At 46.4% G+C, this 18,100-nt stretch carries 17 protein-coding genes and 1 pseudogene; 5 read left to right on the forward strand and 13 right to left on the reverse strand.

Going from position 1 to position 18,100, the window contains the following annotated elements; genetic code table 11:
* Positions 1–33 precede the first annotated feature (33 nt).
* The 10 genes from AT705_RS21875 to hisG all read right to left on the reverse strand — a co-directional run bounded on the left by AT705_RS21875 (position 34) and on the right by hisG (position 8,401).
* Positions 34–585, reverse strand: coding sequence for a YkvA family protein (locus AT705_RS21875; protein WP_049865621.1), 552 nt, complete (start codon positions 583–585; stop codon positions 34–36).
* 212 nt (positions 586–797) lie between these two features.
* Entirely contained in the window at positions 798–1,352 is a 555-nt protein-coding gene (locus AT705_RS21880) for a hypothetical protein (protein ID WP_058798462.1), read from the reverse strand.
* 36 nt (positions 1,353–1,388) lie between these two features.
* Positions 1,389–2,000 carry a bifunctional phosphoribosyl-AMP cyclohydrolase/phosphoribosyl-ATP diphosphatase HisIE gene (hisIE, locus tag AT705_RS21885; protein WP_058798463.1) on the reverse strand — a complete coding sequence of 204 codons (612 nt, stop codon included), beginning with the start codon at positions 1,998–2,000 and terminating at the stop codon, positions 1,389–1,391.
* A complete protein-coding gene (gene hisF / locus AT705_RS21890) occupies positions 1,997–2,770 on the reverse strand; it encodes an imidazole glycerol phosphate synthase subunit HisF (RefSeq protein WP_058798464.1) in 774 nt (257 codons plus the stop codon). Before hisF ends, hisIE begins: the two co-directional genes overlap by 4 nt.
* Positions 2,752–3,486, reverse strand: a complete 735-nt coding sequence (gene hisA, locus AT705_RS21895) for a 1-(5-phosphoribosyl)-5-[(5-phosphoribosylamino)methylideneamino]imidazole-4-carboxamide isomerase (RefSeq protein ID WP_058798465.1) — start codon at positions 3,484–3,486, stop codon at positions 2,752–2,754. Before hisA ends, hisF begins: the two co-directional genes overlap by 19 nt.
* Positions 3,487–3,496: 10 nt before the next feature.
* Positions 3,497–4,087, reverse strand: a complete 591-nt coding sequence (hisH, locus tag AT705_RS21900) for an imidazole glycerol phosphate synthase subunit HisH (protein WP_058798466.1) — start codon at positions 4,085–4,087, stop codon at positions 3,497–3,499.
* Positions 4,084–5,145, reverse strand: coding sequence for a bifunctional histidinol-phosphatase/imidazoleglycerol-phosphate dehydratase HisB (gene hisB, locus AT705_RS21905; protein WP_058798467.1), 1,062 nt, complete (start codon positions 5,143–5,145; stop codon positions 4,084–4,086). The genes hisH and hisB overlap by 4 nt, the downstream gene beginning before the upstream one ends.
* A 2-nt stretch (positions 5,146–5,147) precedes the next feature.
* Positions 5,148–6,206: a histidinol-phosphate transaminase gene (gene hisC / locus AT705_RS21910; RefSeq protein ID WP_058798468.1), complete on the reverse strand. Its 1,059-nt coding sequence runs from the start codon at positions 6,204–6,206 to the stop codon at positions 5,148–5,150.
* Positions 6,203–7,495 carry a histidinol dehydrogenase gene (gene hisD / locus AT705_RS21915; protein ID WP_058798469.1) on the reverse strand — a complete coding sequence of 431 codons (1,293 nt, stop codon included), beginning with the start codon at positions 7,493–7,495 and terminating at the stop codon, positions 6,203–6,205. Before hisD ends, hisC begins: the two co-directional genes overlap by 4 nt.
* A 6-nt stretch (positions 7,496–7,501) precedes the next feature.
* Positions 7,502–8,401 carry an ATP phosphoribosyltransferase gene (gene hisG / locus AT705_RS21920; RefSeq protein ID WP_049863375.1) on the reverse strand — a complete coding sequence of 300 codons (900 nt, stop codon included), beginning with the start codon at positions 8,399–8,401 and terminating at the stop codon, positions 7,502–7,504.
* Between the two features lie 348 nt (positions 8,402–8,749).
* Here hisG and AT705_RS21925 point away from each other — a divergent pair, with 348 nt between their 5' ends.
* Positions 8,750–8,977: a hypothetical protein gene (locus tag AT705_RS21925; RefSeq protein ID WP_058798470.1), complete on the forward strand. Its 228-nt coding sequence runs from the start codon at positions 8,750–8,752 to the stop codon at positions 8,975–8,977.
* Positions 8,978–9,027: 50 nt separating this feature from the next.
* Here AT705_RS21925 and AT705_RS21930 read toward each other — a convergent pair.
* Positions 9,028–9,644: pseudogene (locus AT705_RS21930) on the reverse strand (2OG-Fe(II) oxygenase).
* A gap of 317 nt (positions 9,645–9,961) precedes the next feature.
* Positions 9,962–10,876: an IS5 family transposase gene (locus AT705_RS21935; protein WP_058795759.1), complete on the reverse strand. Its 915-nt coding sequence runs from the start codon at positions 10,874–10,876 to the stop codon at positions 9,962–9,964.
* 626 nt (positions 10,877–11,502) lie between these two features.
* On the opposite strand from AT705_RS21935, the gene AT705_RS21940 reads away from it, so the two are divergent.
* The 4 genes from AT705_RS21940 to AT705_RS21955 all read left to right on the forward strand — a co-directional run bounded on the left by AT705_RS21940 (position 11,503) and on the right by AT705_RS21955 (position 16,644).
* Positions 11,503–13,425 carry an ATP-dependent DNA helicase gene (locus AT705_RS21940; protein WP_058798471.1) on the forward strand — a complete coding sequence of 641 codons (1,923 nt, stop codon included), beginning with the start codon at positions 11,503–11,505 and terminating at the stop codon, positions 13,423–13,425.
* Complete coding sequence (tsaB, locus tag AT705_RS21945) at positions 13,415–14,101, forward strand: tRNA (adenosine(37)-N6)-threonylcarbamoyltransferase complex dimerization subunit type 1 TsaB (protein WP_058798472.1); 687 nt, start codon at positions 13,415–13,417, stop codon at positions 14,099–14,101. The genes AT705_RS21940 and tsaB overlap by 11 nt, the downstream gene beginning before the upstream one ends.
* A 47-nt stretch (positions 14,102–14,148) precedes the next feature.
* A complete protein-coding gene (locus tag AT705_RS21950; RefSeq protein WP_058798473.1) occupies positions 14,149–14,436 on the forward strand; it encodes a hypothetical protein in 288 nt (95 codons plus the stop codon).
* 162 nt (positions 14,437–14,598) lie between these two features.
* Positions 14,599–16,644, forward strand: a complete 2,046-nt coding sequence (locus AT705_RS21955; RefSeq protein WP_237113876.1) for an EAL domain-containing protein — start codon at positions 14,599–14,601, stop codon at positions 16,642–16,644.
* Positions 16,645–16,686: 42 nt separating this feature from the next.
* Here AT705_RS21955 and AT705_RS21960 read toward each other — a convergent pair whose 3' ends face one another.
* Positions 16,687–17,988 (reverse strand): alkaline phosphatase, encoded by a 1,302-nt coding sequence (locus AT705_RS21960; protein WP_058798475.1) that lies wholly within the window; start codon positions 17,986–17,988, stop codon positions 16,687–16,689.
* Positions 17,989–18,100 lie beyond the last annotated feature (112 nt).

Genomic DNA, 18,100 nt, shown 5'->3' on the forward strand with positions numbered 1-18,100 from the left:
GGAGCATGTGCTCCCTTTTTCGTTTCGGTATAATTACATGATGCGAGAAAAGAAGCGTGACTTCTTGGTGTTAGAGCGATTACGGCGCATTGAAGAGCGAATTTGAGAACGAGTACCCGCTAACCAGCTTTCGCGGTCAACTTTAGCGGCATCGCCCCGGCGTGCTTCTTCTGTAGCGCGGAAACCACAGAATTGGCGGTAAGCACTCAAATCTAAAGACAGTTCCTGTAAAACCAGCTCGATCATGATGGCATCGTCGATATATCCAAGTACTGGTACATTGTCCGGGACTATATCTTCAGGTTCACTGAAATAAGCCAGAGACAACATGATTTCGCGCTTTTCATCTTCAGGCATTTGCCATTCTTCGTCTTGCACCGCGTCAATCAGTGCGGCAAGTGACATCATACGCGTACGCACAAACTCAGGTAGTTTTGATTTTTCCATGTTGTTGACCAAGTCTTTGGCCTTGCTGATGATTTCGTCGTCGCTTAAACCCTGGCTCTTTTCGATGGTCGCATGCATCATGCTACGAAAGTGCGCCAGGTCGGCATCGGATAATTCAAAGTTGATTTCAATTGACACTGGATTCTCCCTGAGGGTTTTGATTTTTATTGTGATGTCTGAAGTTAGGTGCTTATTACTAAGTTGTCAACTCACCTGAACTGCTAACAACACTATGCCACTTTAGGTACTAATATTTAAGACCTAGGCAAAGATTTATTAAAGAATGAAGCGTGTTTGTTGTCAAATTAGACAATACCTGGGCAGATGATAAACACCTGCCTCATGTGTTGCTACCTGGAGATTTCCAATGCAATAACCCAGGGGGTTTTGCGGTCCAAGCCTTTACCTCGTCTGAGCGTGATTTTTGCTTCAGAGGCGTCACTGGTATAATGCAGGGTATTGTTTTTTTCTTCTGTATTTTGCCATGTTGCGCCCAGGCAGCTGTTTAACTGTTGTGCTACGTTATCAAATAATGTTGCAGCATCAGTCTCGGTGCTGAATGACTTAGTACATTCGTAGGCGACATTGCCGTTGTTGTACTGGTTTATCTGGCAGCTGTTGGCGATTAAATGTGCCTTGGGTTGCCATGCGCTCATTAAGGGGGAGTCGACTTTGCTGCCTTTTAGCTGAGCAAAATCATTCTGAGTGCTTTGTGTTAACGCAAGTACTTTTTCACACTCGTTCATGGTGTCAACGTGCTGCTGAACATCATCAGGAAGTTGCTGGCATGCAGCGAGTGAAAGTAGTGCGACAGGGAGAATAAGATGGCGATTGACCATGGCTATGTCCTTCATTTTAATTTTCGAGCCAGCTGAAACAAAAAGTGCATCAGCTGGCTTGAGCATATCATGAACTCATAGCAGGTCGAGCAAAACTCAGCTTTATTTATGACGTTCGTTCAGTGTCTCTATAACCTGCTCAAGTGATAAGCCGCTGCGTTGCAATAATACTATCAGGTGATAGAGCAGATCAGCAGATTCATTGCGTAATTCATCCTGATCTTGTTTCATGGCAGCCAATGCCACTTCAACTCCTTCTTCACCGACTTTTTGACAGCTTCGGCTGAGATCTTTCGAAAACAAAGCTGCTGTATAGCTTTGCGCAGGATCGGCGTCCTTTCGTTCGCAAATGACGCGTTCAAGCTCTGAAAGAAAAGCGATGGCGGGGCGAGCTTCGTCAAAGCAGCTTTGTGTGCCCAGGTGGCATGTTGGCCCGGCAGGATCAGCAAGTAACAGCAAGCTGTCGCGGTCGCAGTCGGTATACGCTGAGACCAGTTTTAACACATTGCCTGACTCTTCACCTTTGGTCCATAAGCGCTGTTTAGAGCGGGAGTAAAAGGTAACCAGACCTTTTTCGAATGTTGTACTGAGTGCGGTCTGATCCATAAAGCCCTGCATCAGAATAACACCGCTTTGTGCGTCCTGGACAATGGCCGGAATTAGAGACATTTTGTCGAAGTCCAACGTATTTAAGTTATCTGGAGTGAGTTTCATAGTCTGCTCGCTACCTTGTTATCTACTAAATATTGTTTGAGCGCATCAATTTCAATGACCTGCTTGTGAAAAACGCTGGCTGCCAGCGCCCCGTCTACATTCGCCTGTTGAAAAACATCAACGAAATCCTGCATTGAACCTGCACCGCCAGACGCAATCAAAGGGAAATCACATTGTTTGCGAATATTACTTAGCTGCTCAATGTCATAGCCTTTTCTGACTCCATCCTGATTCATGCAATTCAGCACTATTTCTCCTGCGCCCAGCTCCTGCACACGCTGTACCCACTCACTGGTTTTATATCGAGTCTGGCTAGCGCTGTTGGGGTCGCCCGTTAACTGATAAACCAGATACTCTCCTGAACTGGCTTCGTAAAAGCTATCTATACCAACCACTACGCACTGCTTGCCAAACTCGTCGTGCAGCTCTTTGATAAGCTCCGGCCTGGCGATTGCCGGGCTGTTGATAGAGACCTTATCAGCGCCTTGCTCGAGCACTTTAGCCGCATCTTCCACAGACTTAATGCCACCTGCAACGCAAAAAGGAATGTCGATGTGGCGCGCGATATCTCGAACCCAGTTTACATCCAGTAAGCGCTTTTCAACGCTGGCACTGATCTCATAAAATACCAGTTCATCGGCGCCGGCCTGGCTATAAAGCGATGCAAGCTCCAGAATTTCACCGACTATTTCGTGCTGTTTGAATTTAACGCCTTTGACGACCTGGCCATTTTTTACATCGAGGCAGGGAATTATGCGCTTTGATAGCATGCGATTGCCTCCTCAACAGTAAATGCACCATCAAGCAGAGATTTGCCTAAGATGATCCCACTCACGCCCAGTTCAATGAGTTGACGAATATCTTCAAGGCTACTGACCCCACCAGATGCCTGAACTCTGACACTTGGACTATGAGCGACTATTTCTTGATAAAGCGTAAAAGACGGACCTGTCATCGTGCCATCTTTACTGATGTCCGTACATAGAAAGTCGTACACACCCAGCGCCAGGTAAAAATCAATGAGTTCAAACAGGCTCAACTGAGATTCTTCAAGCCAGCCGTGAGTCGCAACAGCCCATCCCGAAGCGCTACGTTTGACATCGAGTGCAATGACAAAACGCTCTGCACCAAACTCTTCAATCCAGGCGGCAACTTCTTCTTTACTGTCGACCGCCATGGAGCCAATGACAACTTGTTGCGCACCGGCTTTAAGCCATTGCTTTACATCATCATACCGGCGTATGCCGCCGCCTACCTGGTAAGGGGCGGATAACGCAGCAGTGGCCTGTTGGATCTGTTGCCATTGTTTTTTTTGTGGATCGCGGGCACCTTCCAGGTCCACAAGGTGAAGCTTAGCAGCGCCTGAGTCCTGGTATTCTTTTAAACGCTCAGCCAACTCAAAAGGGTAAAACTGTGCGGTGTCATACTTGCCCTGATACAGGCGTACAATTTGGTTTTGTAATACATCTAATGCAGGAATGATCATAGTCTTATCCTTATAATTGCCAGTTCAGGAAGTTATTGAGTAATTTAGCACCCACTTTGGCACTTTTTTCCGGGTGAAACTGCATGCCTGCATAGTTATCTTTGGCAACGACTGCAGAGAAGCGTGTACCATATTCACTTGCAACCAAGGTATTGGCATTGCAACTATGCGCAAAGCTATGCACAAAGTAGACTTGATCGTCCGGGGTGAGCCCTTGCGTTAATGGGTGTGTCTTGACCAAAGACAGCGTATTCCAGCCCATATGAGGACTGGTTAATTGCCCTGTTTCAAGATGACGCACTTCCCCGGGAATACGGCCCAGGCATTTAACATGGCCTTCTTCGGTTTGTTCGCAAAGTAGCTGCATACCAAGGCAAATCCCCATAAGTGGCTTTTGGTAGTCAGCGATAGCCTGATCCCAACCTTGATCACGCAGGCGTTTCATCGCGACAGAGGCATGTCCGACACCAGGTAAGACTGCACGCTCAAATTGCTTTAGTTGCGCCGGGTCGCGGATCACTTCCGGGTTAACACCGAGCCGCTCAAAGGCAAATCGGACCGAGTTAATATTGGCACACCCTGTGTTGATAATGGCAATCATAAGCACCCCTTAGAACTGGCGGTTTGCTGGCTGGTATCTTTTGCGATGGCCATGCGCAGCGCGCGTGCAAAGACCTTAAATAGGCCCTCGACCTGGTGGTGACAATTTCCTTCGCTCACTGACAGGATCAGGCTGATGTTGGCATTATCGGCGAGTGATTTAAAGAAATGCTCGACCATTTGTACATCCAGGTCGCCGACTTTTTCGCGGCTAAAGTCAGCATTTAACACGAATGAAGCTCGACCAGACAAGTCAAGCTGACACTCGGCTTTGCATTCATCCATTGGCAGCGCGAATCCGTAGCGCGCAATTTGCGATTTAGTGCCCAGTGCTTGTTTGAGTGCTTGTCCTAGCGCAATGCCGATATCTTCTACCAGGTGGTGCTCATCGATGTGCAGATCACCACTTGCTGATATAGTCAGACCTATATTTGAGTGAGTGCGGATCTGATCCAACATGTGGTCAAAAAAGCCAAGGCCTGTACTGATAGAGCCGGTACTGTTTTGATCAAGATTAAGCGCCAGGCTGATCTGTGTTTCTTTGGTGTTGCGCTGCACCGCTGCCTGACGGTTCTGTGTCGTCAGACGGGTGACAATTTCTGGCCAGTTATCGTCGTATAGAATGCCTTCTATACACAGGTTGTTGGCCAGTTGAATGTCAGTTTGTCTGTCACCAATCACATAGGAGTTGGCCAAATCAACTTTTCCAGAGCGCATCAGATTGGTTAACAACCCTGTTTTAGGCTTTCGGCATTCACAGTTGTCTTCGTCAAAGTGCGGACAAATTAAAACCTCGTCGAAGCGGATCCCCTGACTGGTAAAAATCGCCATCATTTGATTGTGCGGCAGGGCGAAATCTTCCTCTGGAAAACTCTCTGTACCCAGTCCATCCTGATTTGAGACCATGACCAGCTTATAACCGGCAGCCTGAAGTGAGAGTAGGGCCGGGATGACGTTTGGCAGCAGTGCCAGCTTTTCCAGACTGTCTACCTGTTTATCAGTAACCGGCTCCTCAATTAGGGTGCCGTCTCGGTCGATGAATAAATATGGAGTACTCATTGTTATTGTTCTGCCTGTGGTTGTGTCAGCCAGCGTCTGACTTGTTCTAATTCCTGCTCGCTACCAATTGAAATACGTAGCCAATTATTTTCCTCGAAGAGGGTAAAAGGGCGCATGATCAAACCCGATTGCATTGCCTGGTCAATATCGCTTTTTTGACGAACCTGGACGGTGATGAAATTGCCTTCACCAATCATCACTTTGGCAATTTTGTCAGAGCCTCCAAGTAGTTCAGTGAGCTTTTCTTTGGCTTTATTTAGAATGCTCACCTGGCGACGCATCTGGGTAATTGCATCTGGGGTTAGTGCTTCTTGTGCGATTTGAGCGACAACTGCCGACACTGGATAAGGTGCGATAACCTTGCGAACAGGTGCAAGGACCTCCTGTGAGGCAAGCATAAAGCCGGTTCTGAGCCCGGCAAGGGCAAATGCTTTTGACAAGGTACGTAGTACCACCAGGTTATCGAAATCAGATAACAGATTCACGGCAGTTAACTGTTCGCAAAACTCAATATATGCTTCATCTACCACAACTAGTGCTCTATTTTTCAAAGCCGCCGCAATTGCAGCGATTTTATCTGTGCCTATTGTTGCGCCCGTCGGGTTATTGGGATTACAGATGAAAACCAGTTTTGCGTTGCCTACAGCGCCTGCAATCTCTGCGGCGCTACCTTGTTGCAGAAGGGTTTGTTCAAGTGCAGTAATGCCGACATTGTGTGTATCCGCCGTTACCTTATACATACCATAAGTGGGCAAGAATAAGGCAATAGAGTCCTGGCCCGGTGTGCAATAAGTGCGTACTAATAGCTCGATACCCTCATCAGCGCCGCGTGTCATTAACACTTGTTCCGGACTCAGCCCACAATAGCTTGCATAAGCGTTGATCACGGCCACTGGCTGCGGGTCCGGATAACGGTTAAGCGCATCAAAGTTGAGGCTCACGCGTCGTGAATACGGACTTTCGTTGGCATTCAGCCAGGTTGTGCCGGTGAGCTTTTCACTCTTTGCCGAACTATATGCATTCAGCGCAGCAATGTTCTCTGGTAATTCAATTTGACTCATGCGTTATTCTCCAGCCTGATTTTTACAGCATTGGCGTGGGCATCCAGACCTTCGGCCTGCGCCAGGGGTAAGATGGCTTTGCTCAGTTTCTGTAAACCCCCTTTACTGATTGTCTGTTGCGTATAAGTACGATAAAAGTCGAGCAGGTTAAGGCTTGAGTAGCAACGACTGTAGCCATAAGTCGGTAACACATGGTTCGTGCCCGACGCATAATCACCCGCAGACTCAGGTGTATAATCTCCGACAAATACCGAGCCTGCATTTTTGACTAACGGTAAATAAGGCTCTGGTTCGCCGAGCTGCAAGATAAGGTGCTCAGGACCATACTCAGCACTCACCGCAAATGCTTGTTCCATATCAGCGACTAAAATCAGGGTACTGTTGTCCAATGCTTGTTTTGTGATATCGGCACGGCTGAGCTGAGATAGCTGTCGGTTCAGCTCGCCCTGTACTTCAATGATAAGTTTTTCACTGTTGCTGAGCAGGAGCACCTGTGAGTCGGGCCCGTGCTCAGCTTGTGATAACAGATCAGCTGCAACATAGGCTGGGTTCGCGCGTTCATCGGCGATAACCAACACCTCTGACGGACCTGCTGGCATATCAATCGCGAACCCGGGTAAAGACTGTGATAGCAATTGTTTGGCCATAGTGACAAACGCATTTCCAGGGCCAAACACTTTATCTACCTTTGGCACACTTGACGTGCCAAGTGCCATCGCCGCAACAGCTCCGGCACCACCGCTTTCGATGATTGTGCTTATCCCGCATTTTTTAGCCGCATACAAAATTGCCGGATCAATTTGTTGAACACCGTTGACTGGGGTACACAGTACAATAGTTTGTGCACCTGCCAGTTGCGCACACACACCTTGCATCAGCACAGAAGAGGGGAGTGGTGCGCTGCCTCCCGGCACGTATAAACCAACTGCGTCGATAGGCTGATACTTCAGCTCACAAATAACGCCAGGCTGTGTTTCGAGACGCTTCTCTGTTGGCACTTGCAATGCGTGAAATGCACGAATATTGCTGTATGCCTGATCGATTGCCTGCTTTAGTTCCGGCGAAATTGCATCTTCACTGGATTGTATTGCTTCAGCTGATACCAGCAACCTGGGCTGCGTGCGTTTATCGAACTTGCGGGCGTATTCAAGCAGTGCTTCATCCCCATTTAGTTCGACATCTGCAATGATTTCGGTTACCACTTGCTGAAGTTCGTCACTGATTGTCACTGCCGGACGGGCGAGTGCTGCCTGTTGCTGTGCCCGGTTAGCCTCATTCCAGATCAACATGCGTTGTTACTCCATCATTTTTTCGATTGGCATTACAAGAATGGAGTTAGCACCCAGGGATTTAAGCTCTTCCATGGTTTCCCAAAACAATGTTTCACTGCTGACCATGTGCAGGGCAACATAGTCCTCGCTACCGGCGAGTGCTAACAGAGTTGGCTGACCTGTACCAGGGAGCAAAGCACAAATTTCATCCAGGCGCGCTTTTGGTGCGTGTAGCATGATGTATTTGCTCTCTTTTGCCTGCTTTACACCACGCAGGCGAGGCATGAGTTTGTTGATGAGCGACAGTTTGTCATCGTCATTGAGATTAGCGTTTTGGATCAGGCAGGCATTTGACTCCAAAATGGTGTCTCCCTGCATCAGGCCGTTAGCTTCCAGTGTGGCACCGGTAGAGACCAGATCGCAAATGGCGTCTGCCAAGCCCGCACGTGGTGCAACCTCAACAGATCCTGTTAGCATCACCACGCTGGCTTCAATTTGCTCTTTTTCCAGGTACTGCTTAAGAATTTCGGGATAGGTGGTGGCGATGCGTTTGCCATTGAACCAATCTTTGTCTTGTATGCCCAGTTCCTGAGGCCATGCCAATGCCAGGCGACAATAGCCAAAGTCGAGTTTCGCCAGTTTAGTCACTTCGCTGGGTTGCTGGTTACGCTGGCGCTCAGCCTGAGTTTCTACCAGCACGTTTTCACCGACAATACCCAAATCACAGACTCCGTCCATGACCAACCCCGGAATATCATCATCTCGGACCCTCAGTACATCGATTGGCATATTGGTTGAGTGGGCGATCAAACGCTGCTCACGCAGATTTAGTTTAATCCCGAGTTGTTTAAGCAGTGACTGGCAGTCTTTGGAAAGTCGGCCAGATTTTTGAATGGCAATTCGTAAACGGTTGTTGGTGTTCATAATTTATTTCCTAAGTTTAAAAACTAAAAGCCCCGAGGGAACCTCAGGGCGAAAATAAATTATGTTGAGTGCTTGTTCGCCGGAGGTTCCTTGAAGGAATAACCCACCAGCGAAATACCTGACAGGTTATCCCGGTGTATGATGGTGATGATGGATAGCTGTCAGTGTAAATAGCATGTCAAATTCTCTTACTGTTTGTATAAAACGTGATGCGCATTGAGCGCTCAAAATGTATTTATAGATAAACACAGGTAACGAATTGCACGCAAGTACTTTTTTGCATAAATTAAAGAATAAATTATAACTGTCGATAATAAAGGCATGAAATACCACATAAAGAGGTGGGTTATGGATGCATTTAAACCATTTCTGGCACCGATTGTCAGATTGCAGGTGAGCCACGATGGACCGTTTAAAGTTGCAGGTGTGCTCGACAACCGGGCTGAAAAAATTAAACGTAAAAAGCACTTAATTGAGATGGAACGGCAGAAGCACAAAGAAGAAGATGCACGCAATAAAGACGAAGATCAGAGTGAAGTCGACGACGAAGAGCAGCATTTGGATACCTGGGCCTAACAATATTTAATGCCCGGTTAAGGTGTTTCCGCCGGGCTTAGAGCATGTTTTTATTTTGGAGGGTCTATTTTTCCTGCAATGGAGGTATTTACCCTGAACCATCCCGCGACAGAATATCTGTCTCGGTTTGCCGGGAGCACTTCTTGAGGAAACTCTCCACTTAGAAACAGCACCAGAGTACCATGCAATGGAACCACCTTGCTCCCCTCAAGGTCACTTTCTTTCCAATAGAGTACCATATTCTCCAGCATCATCAGGGCCCCAGCCCGAGTTAAGATAAGTAACCAGTGACAACACTCGGTTCGTCTCCCCTTGAAATGCGTCTTAATGGCGTTTGTAATAACTGCCGCTGGCGTAATGGGCAAAATGACTTTCAAACGAAAACCGTCCCATGAATAGCGACGGTTCAGGAACTGTTGTAGGTGACTGGTCCAGTCCAGCCACCGCTGGCCGGTCTCAGACTCACCTTTTATCCAGCAAATTTCGTCTGTCCGCACAAAGTCATTGTGTAAAAAGTAATCGCCCGGCCTATGCCTGCTTGTTCATATTTCTGGGTACTTATGCTGTGCTGATAGGCCAGTAAATCGTCCACCAGATCGCAAGGTATCGCACCTGGGCGAATACTATAACCCTGGCTTATCAGATCATTGGCTACGAGTGAAAACAATGTTTCATCTGTTGGAGAGTCGTCGTGTTTGGCACGAAGATCGGCTTAAGCGGACAACCTAGTTTCCTATAATGGTCGTAGCAAATTTCAATAGAGTGTCATAAAGCGAAATAGAAGACAGTGTCTTAACTTCAATGGCTCTGGGCTCTTGGCTTGCTGCCTGCTTTGTTGCGCGCATCTTAACGATCTTTTACTTGCTGGCAAGTAAAAGATCTCTGCCTGAGTATAAAGGGGTATAATATGTCGAAAATAGGGAGAATTGTTATGAGCGTGGGCCTTGTTGATCAAATCCAGATAACTTAGGTAACACCGAGATTTCAACTGCTTCCCTGATATTCAGGCATACCTAGCCCAGTCATTCTATTGAGTACTTTCACTTTGATCATCGCTTCAGTGTGTTGCTGATTGAATCCACGACTGACCAGCTTGTCACCCATTAGCTGTTTGTATCGGTACATTGCCGTTTCCGCCAGTGAACGTTGGTGGTAGTTCACACATTTTTTCCACTCACTGCTGCCTATATGCTTTGTTAAAATGACCGCGCTGTTGCGAGCATGTCCACCCTCCCACAACTGCGCGTTACTCCTTGGTGGGATCACTGCTTCGGCCTTTTTAGCTGCTACTTCGGCATAACAGCCTCTGGTATCATAAGCACCATCTGCTTTAACTGAGCTGATCTTCCTGCGCAATGGTCTGAGTAGGTCACCCAAAACTTCTGAATCAGCTACAGACACTGTGGACAACTCAGCGCCTACGATTTGGTGTGTATCTGGATCAACTGCCAGGTGTAGCTTTCGCCATGTTCGGCGCTTGTTTGCACCATGTTTTCTTGCGTGCCACTCACCATTTCCGTACACCTTCAAACCAGTGCTATCAACCACAATATCAATGCCTCCGGATGCACTGGAGTGTGGCCTATAGCGAACTGCCAGCTCTGCACTACGCTTGCACAAACAGCTATAAGTTGGCGTATCCAAATCAAGCTTCATCATTGATATTAATGAGGAAACAAAACCCTGTGCAGCTCGAAGAGACAAGCGAAATACAGCCCGTAAAGTCAGGCAGGTCTCAATCGCCAGCTCTGAGAAATGATTAGCTCGGCCTTTACCGCCGTGATGTTGCGTGTTGTTCCACTGTTCAATCGCATCCTCGGAAAACCAAAGTTGGATGTTACCTCTGGCGATAAGGGCTTTGTTATATTCGCGCCAGTTGATGATACGCTTTTCTTTCAAAGTTCAGTCTCGGTGTTTGCTTTTGAGATCTGATCACACAAGGCTAAATTAGTTCAATGATTTAGGAAACAACGCCGCTGAATTAGGAAAAAGTTATGACACTATCATTATTGAATCAAATGTCCCGCTAAAAGAAGTTGTAATTGGTTGGGCTAATTCTAAATGAAACTTATAGCGCTTAATATGTTCTTTTACCTGGAACTATATCTCAGTTAAAATTTCGGAATATTTATTGCCTAAAGCCAGCAGTAGCTGGTTTTTTTATGTTAAAATCATAGGGTTTATAACCTGAGATACTAAGCTTGCCTAGTGAAATTCTCCTTTCAAGGAATTAGGTCTTGCTTCAACCTATTGTAAAACTTGGCTATCTCAAAGGCGAAAAGCCACCTGGGTCATAAAAGTGAATTGGCGCCGTATATTGACAGAACTCAACTATTCTAGGGCTGTAGAGCCAGGTACCTCTTTTCTCGGAGTACGTGTAATGTGGTATAACAACACTCCAGGTGCACCAGAGAATACAGAACTTAAAGAATCTGACGGACCACGATACACAACCATGCCTACTTGCGCTTGCCCCTTATCCACCATAGAATTGCCTCGCCCAGTCATTAAGCAGCGCATTAATTTTGTCTATCACTCAGTATTTTTCAGAAAATGGTCCCCTGGCACACCACTTTAACGGTTATCAGCCAAGACAACCTCAAATCGATATGGCCGAAGCCATAGATCAGGTGGTCAAAGAGGGTGGACAGTGTGTGGTGGAAGCGGGCACCGGGACAGGTAAGACATTTGCTTATCTGGTTCCTGCACTTCTGAACGATAAAAAGGTGATCATCTCAACCGGCTCAAAAGCTCTGCAGGAGCAGCTGTATCATAGAGATTTGCCGGAGCTACTTAATGCGCTTGGCAAAGGCCGTAAGGTTGCTTTGTTAAAGGGTAGAGCGAATTATCTGTGTACTTATCGGCTGAATGAACATGTGGCCCATGTGCCAAGTGACGACCCCGATGTGATGCACCAGCTGGCCATGGTTGCTAAGTTTGCTACTGAAACACAAAGCGGCGACCTCGCAGACTGTGTGGGTATTGAAGAAGACGCCAAAGTACTGCCTTATGTTAACTCGACTGCGGACAACTGCTTAGGTAAGGATTGTCCGGATTTTGCCGACTGTTATATACGTAAAGCCCGATTAAAAGCGACGGAGGCCGATCTGGTTGTGATTAATCACCATTTGTTTTTTGCTGACATGTCGGTGAAAGAATCGGGGTTTGCAGAGTTAATGCCAACCGCAGATACCTACATTTTTGATGAGGCGCATCAGCTTGGTGAAATTGCATCTGATTACTTTGGTGAGTCAATCAGTACTAAACAGCTACAGGCGCTCATTAATGATTTAAGGTTGATTTACCGAAGTGACATTCCGGATATGTTGCAACTGGGCAAAACGCTGAATAAGTTGGAGACCAGTGTAGCTGATCTGCGACTTGTGTTTGGGGGGGATGGTGCAAGGGGAGACTGGCGAGAAAAGTTGCAGGACAAAGTGATCTGCGATGCGCTGCACAGGGTTATCAGTAATCTGGACTTTTTATATCAGGTGCTTAAGTTGTGCCTCGACCGCTCTGATAAGATAGAACATCCGCTGGAGCGGGTTTTGTCGTTTAAAGGACAACTCGACCGGGCCTTTGATGTTACTCAGTCGGGCTTTAGTTATTGGTTCGAAACCACCCGTCGTTTCCTGACAATTCATATCACGCCGTTGGATGTTTCTAATCGATTTAAAGACATGATGGCTAAAAGCGAAGCGAGCTTTGTGTTTACCTCTGCAACTTTATCGGTGGACAATAGCCTCGCGCACTTTAACGCCAGTTTGGGCCTGGCACCAGATCATCAGGCCATCGTCGACAGCCCGTTTGACTATGAATCGCAGGCCATGCTTTGTCTGCCCCGTTATCTGCCTGAAACCAAAGATGAAATGATGCCGCATGCGTTGGTTAAAATCGCTAAGCAAGTGATCAATGCAGCCCAGGGTCGTACGTTTTTGCTTTTTACCAGTTATCGAGTGATGCACTTGGTTTATGAAGGACTGAGTACTGCGACAGAATACCCGGTGTTTATGCAAGGGCAAGCATCAAAGCGGATTATTCTGGAGCAATTTGTCCGCCATGGTAATGCGGTTTTAATGGGCACTGCGTCTTTTTGGGAAGGGGTTGATGTACGTGGTGATACGCTGAGTTGTGTGCTTATAGACAAGCTGCCGTTTACTTCGCCGGATGATCCGTTATTGCAGGCTCGGATGAAAGACGCCCAATTGCAGGATAAGGAACCATTTGATGAAATTCAGCTGCCTCTGGCTGTTATTGCGCTAAAGCAGGGGGTTGGGCGCCTGATCCGTGATAAGACAGACAAAGGTGTACTAATTATTTGCGATAATCGTCTGGTTACGCGAAAATACGGTGAAACCTTTATTAAAAGTTTGCCTCCCATGTCACGTACTCGCGATTTGGATAAGGCGTTGTCATTTTTAGAGAATATTGACCAGCATGAAATATAATTTGCTTGCCCTGGATGCTTCAACGGAAGCTCTTAGCCTGGCGTTGTCGTACAACGGCAACCTGTATCGCCACTTTGAAGAGTGCCCTCAGCAACATAGTCAGAAAATATTGCCTTTAGTCGAGCAACTGTTTACTGAAGCAGGTTGTCAGCTTAAAGATCTGGATGGTCTGGTATTTGGCCGTGGACCAGGCAGTTTTACTGGGGTACGTATCGGAGTCGCTGTTGCCCAGGGGTTAGCGTATTCCGGAAACTTGCAACTGGCAGGTGTTTCGACGCTTCAGGCAATGGCACAACAGGCATTTGCGCAAACCCAAGCAAAGCAGGTTTTGGTTGCGATTGACGCGCGTATGGGTGAGGTTTATCTTTGTCATTATACCCGTTCGGATAATAATCAGGCGATTGCCTTGGGTGAAGAAAGAGTGATTAAGCCTGAGCTTATTGACGGTGAATTTGAAGGCGTACTTGCAGTCGGCACTGGCTGGCAGACCTATTCGGATGTCGCTGAAAAGCTCGGTCTCGAAGTACATAATGATATTACGCTGCCGCATGCTGAATATATGTTAGATACCGGCATTGCGCAGTTTGAAGCCGGTAAGGTTGTTAATGCTGCAGACGCTCAGCCCCGGTATGTTAGGGATACAGTGACGTGGAAGAAGTTGCCCGGACGCGAGTAACGGGCTAACCTTATACTGGTGCATTGGGTTTTTGGTGATATAGACTGATGAAAATCAACCAGCTTGTTCAAAATCAGGATACTTATCAACTGAGACAGTCGGTTGTTAAACCTGCTGTGAGCGACACCCAAGCACCAGTTCGGCAAGCTGCTAAACTCAAATACTCCGATGCGGGTGTCGCACTGGCCCAGCAGTATACTGATGACAAAAGAGATGTCATCTATGATCAGCCTAACTTTAAAACCAGTGTTGCTATACAATCCTATAGTGCAATTCAAAACCAAGAACGGCGAAGCGAAGTTCAGTCACTACTTGGAGTCAGCATTTACGCCTGACATTTTACCTAATCGTTCATAATTACTCTTTGTCTTAATAAGTGCCTCTCTGCGGCCCGTTTCTCGGCTTGAATATTTTTCAGCAAAAATTTAGTCAATTCATTTGTTTTAATCTGCTTTTGGAGTAATGTTAAAAGAAAATAACAATTTATGGTCACGCGTTTGCTGAACAGATTTAACCAGTTTGCACTCAAGCTTTCTTCAAATACGGTTGTTTTGTCGTTGCGCGAAGGTTATATCGCGCTCATCCCATTTTTTATTGTTGCATCAGTAATTACTCTTCTAAACCAGTGGCTTGGAGATGACCTAAGTAAATTAAAGTATCAAGCGCTTGGTGACTTTAATACGCTGGTGTGGGGGATTTTCCCGTTACTTACACTCATTTCTTTCAGTTACTATCTGTCGAAGAACCTTAAAATACACACCATCGCTGGGCCTGTCTTAGTGCTGGCTTGTTTCACAGCGACGACAGGTTACATTGAGATCAGTCAGGGAGCGCTCAATATAGTGCACCGTAATGGTATGCTATATTCTCTACTAATGCCGGTTCTGTGTTGTTACCTGCTGGCTTATATTGAGCGGATCCGCTGGTTAAGATTGGTAGGGATTAGCTCGATTAGTCTGTTTTTGCGTAAACACCTTAATTTGATCATTCCTTATATTCTCGTCACCGCGATCATTTTGTTAGTTATTCCTCTATTCGATCATTTCACCGGTCAGCTTCATAGTACCTTGAAACTGCTTAATCCTACCTGGAGTGTATTCGAGAAAATTTCGGCGCAGCTGATCTTTTCACATTTACTGTGGTTTATTGGTGTTCATGGCGATAACACATACCATTTGTTGGTGTCGGGCGAGTTAACCGATTATCTGGTGTTACCTCAACTTTCGAGCTACGACTTCTATACCTGCTTCGTTATTATTGGTGGTACGGGCTGTATCTGGGGCCTGATCATTGCGTCTTTGCTACTTAAAAATGCACGTCATGAGCGAAGCATAGCAATGATTGCTTCGCCGCTTGCGTTGTTTAACATCAGTGAGGTGATGCTCTATGCTTTGCCTATTGTCTTTAATCCTTATCTGCTTATCCCATTTTTGCTGAGCCCTTTATTAAATGCGTTAATTTCCTATGTGTGTATTTCAACTGGCGTTATCACACTGGCACCTGCAATGGATATTCCCTGGTTTACGCCTGTGTTTATCAGTGGCTGGTTATTGACGCAAAGTATCAGTGGGGTTGTACTTCAAATCCTATTAATTGCACTCAATGCTGTTTTGTATTATCCATTTTTAAAATTTAACCGGGATCACAACTTGTCCGGTAAGGCGTTGGATGTGTTACTTAAGCGATTTACGACTGGCAGATTGATAGAGGCGGGGGCAGAAAGCCTATACACTCGCTCGCAACGTGAAGAGCAAATCAATGTACACAGCTTGAAGGAAGTGACGGATGCGCTTAACCGGGGAGAATTGATGTTGTTCTATCAGCCAAAAATAAATCCTTACACGAAGGAAGTTGTTGGCTTTGAAGCCTTGTTGAGGTTAAAAGAGGCGGATGGACAGATTCAGGGCCCCTGGTTTTTAGCAACGCTGGAGCAACACTCGCTGCTACATATCATAGATAACTTTGTTATCGATCAGCTTGAAGTAGACCTTGAGCAGTTTGCCAGAGCAGGGTTCAGGCCCAAAGTCAGTTTTAACATCTCGCCTCAAAATCTGCTAACCGGCGGGTATAAACGCATCGTGAAGGCATTTGCGGATTATCCAGGTCAGATTGAGGTTGAATTACTTGAGTCCAGTTACATCGAGGATTTTAACAGGACGGTTGATGTGGTTAATTTGCTTCGTGAGCATAAGATAGCGTGCGCTATGGATGATTTTGGCACGGGCTACTCTTGTCTATCCGTTTTATCAAAACTCAATATTGATACGATTAAACTAGACCGAAGTTTGTTGCCCGAGAGCTATAACTGTAAATCTGTATCTTTATACACCAATCTTTCGGAGATGATCGCTAAACTCGGCTTCCAGCTGGTGGCTGAAGGCGTAGAGACAAAAGAAGAGGAAAATCTGGTTAAACAGTCGCAGGTAGACTGTGTGCAGGGATTCCTATATTACAAAGCTATGCCTATAGAGGATGCTATGGGGCTGCTAAATACCCAGGCTAACGGCAACGAACATGAAATGATTCGTGATCCCACAACTTGAGTAAGCGGATCAGTGATGATGATCCGCTTGACCGTATGCTTGTTATTTCTCTATGTAGGAGATCAGCTTATCGGCAATTTGCGTGTTGTTCAGAGAACCAATGAATGCATCGCGTCCTTCGCCATAGGCAAATACCTGTACATCGATTGCTGTGTGCCCCTTGGTTGTCCAGCCAGTATAGCTGGCATCATTGATGATTTTATTTGCTGCTTTATATAAGGCCTCTTTTGAGTCCTTTTGTGCTTTGATAAGCGCCTTCTTGGTGTCTTCGTCAAAGGGCAAACCGGTCAGCTGAGTCCAGAACTTGGCCATTTGCTTAGGTTTCGCCTCTGAAATAGTATTGGTAAGCTCTTTCACTGAGGCTTTCGCTTTTGCAACAACATTTGTCTTCCATTGATATACGCCATTGCTCCCCAGCGTCAGGCCGCCGGTAGAGTGATCAGCAGTCACAACCAATATTGTGTCAGGATTTTTGTCTATATAGGCCTTAGCTGCGGTGATTGCGCCAGCGAAATCGTCCATTTCTTTCATCGCACAAGCGATGTCATTTGCATGTCCACACCAGTCGATCTGACTGCCTTCAATCATAACAAAGAAGCCTTTTTCATTGTTTTTGTCTAACAAATCCAGGGCTTTATTAGTCATTGTGGTCAGTCGCTTAGGTTCCTCACTGTCTATTGCATGAGGAAAAGCAACCTCTGCGAATAAACCCAGTGCCGGAAGGCGGCTGAGTGAATCAAGCTTGTCAAACGCGTCAGCATACTGGTAACCGGCTTCTTTGAATTCGCTGACCAGGTTTCTGTCATCACGAATAAAGTACTTGGTACCACCACCTAGCAGCAAGTCGACGGGTAATTTACCAGCAATTTTGTTGTCAATATAATCATCTGCAATTTCGTCATAGTTACGTCTTGATTCATTGTGTGCCGCGAAACTTGCTGGTGTGGCGTGGTTTATCTGGGATGTTGCCACGAGTGCTGTTGTCATGCCTTGCTCTTTGGCAATTTCCAACATAGTTTTAAGAGATTGCTTATGTGTATCTACCGCAATTGCTCCGTTGTAGCTTTTTTCGGCTGTACTGAGCGCCGTTGCGCCAGCTGCGCTGTCTGTCACCACGGTATCGTCGTCTGGATAGGTATGCGCCATGCCCACCAGGATAGAGTCAAATACAGTCGGTTCAACGAATTTGGTCGCTTTATCGTCCTGCATATAACGATAGGCTGTAGTGAAGGCTGGCCCCATACCATCACCAATCATATAAATGATATTCTTTGGTGCAGCAAATACTGAGTTTGATAAGGTACAGCCCAGGGCAAACGCCAGAGCGCTAATGTTGCGTGTCATAAATGATCCTTAATGTTCCCGTATTTTTGCTCGTATTGGCAATGAGTCAACCATTGTGAGGACAGTGATTAGTACTTTGCACGCGAGCTATAATGCGTAGAATATTAATGTA

The sequence above is a fragment of the Pseudoalteromonas rubra genome (assembly GCF_001482385.1).
GTDB classification, from domain to species: domain Bacteria; phylum Pseudomonadota; class Gammaproteobacteria; order Enterobacterales; family Alteromonadaceae; genus Pseudoalteromonas; species Pseudoalteromonas ardens.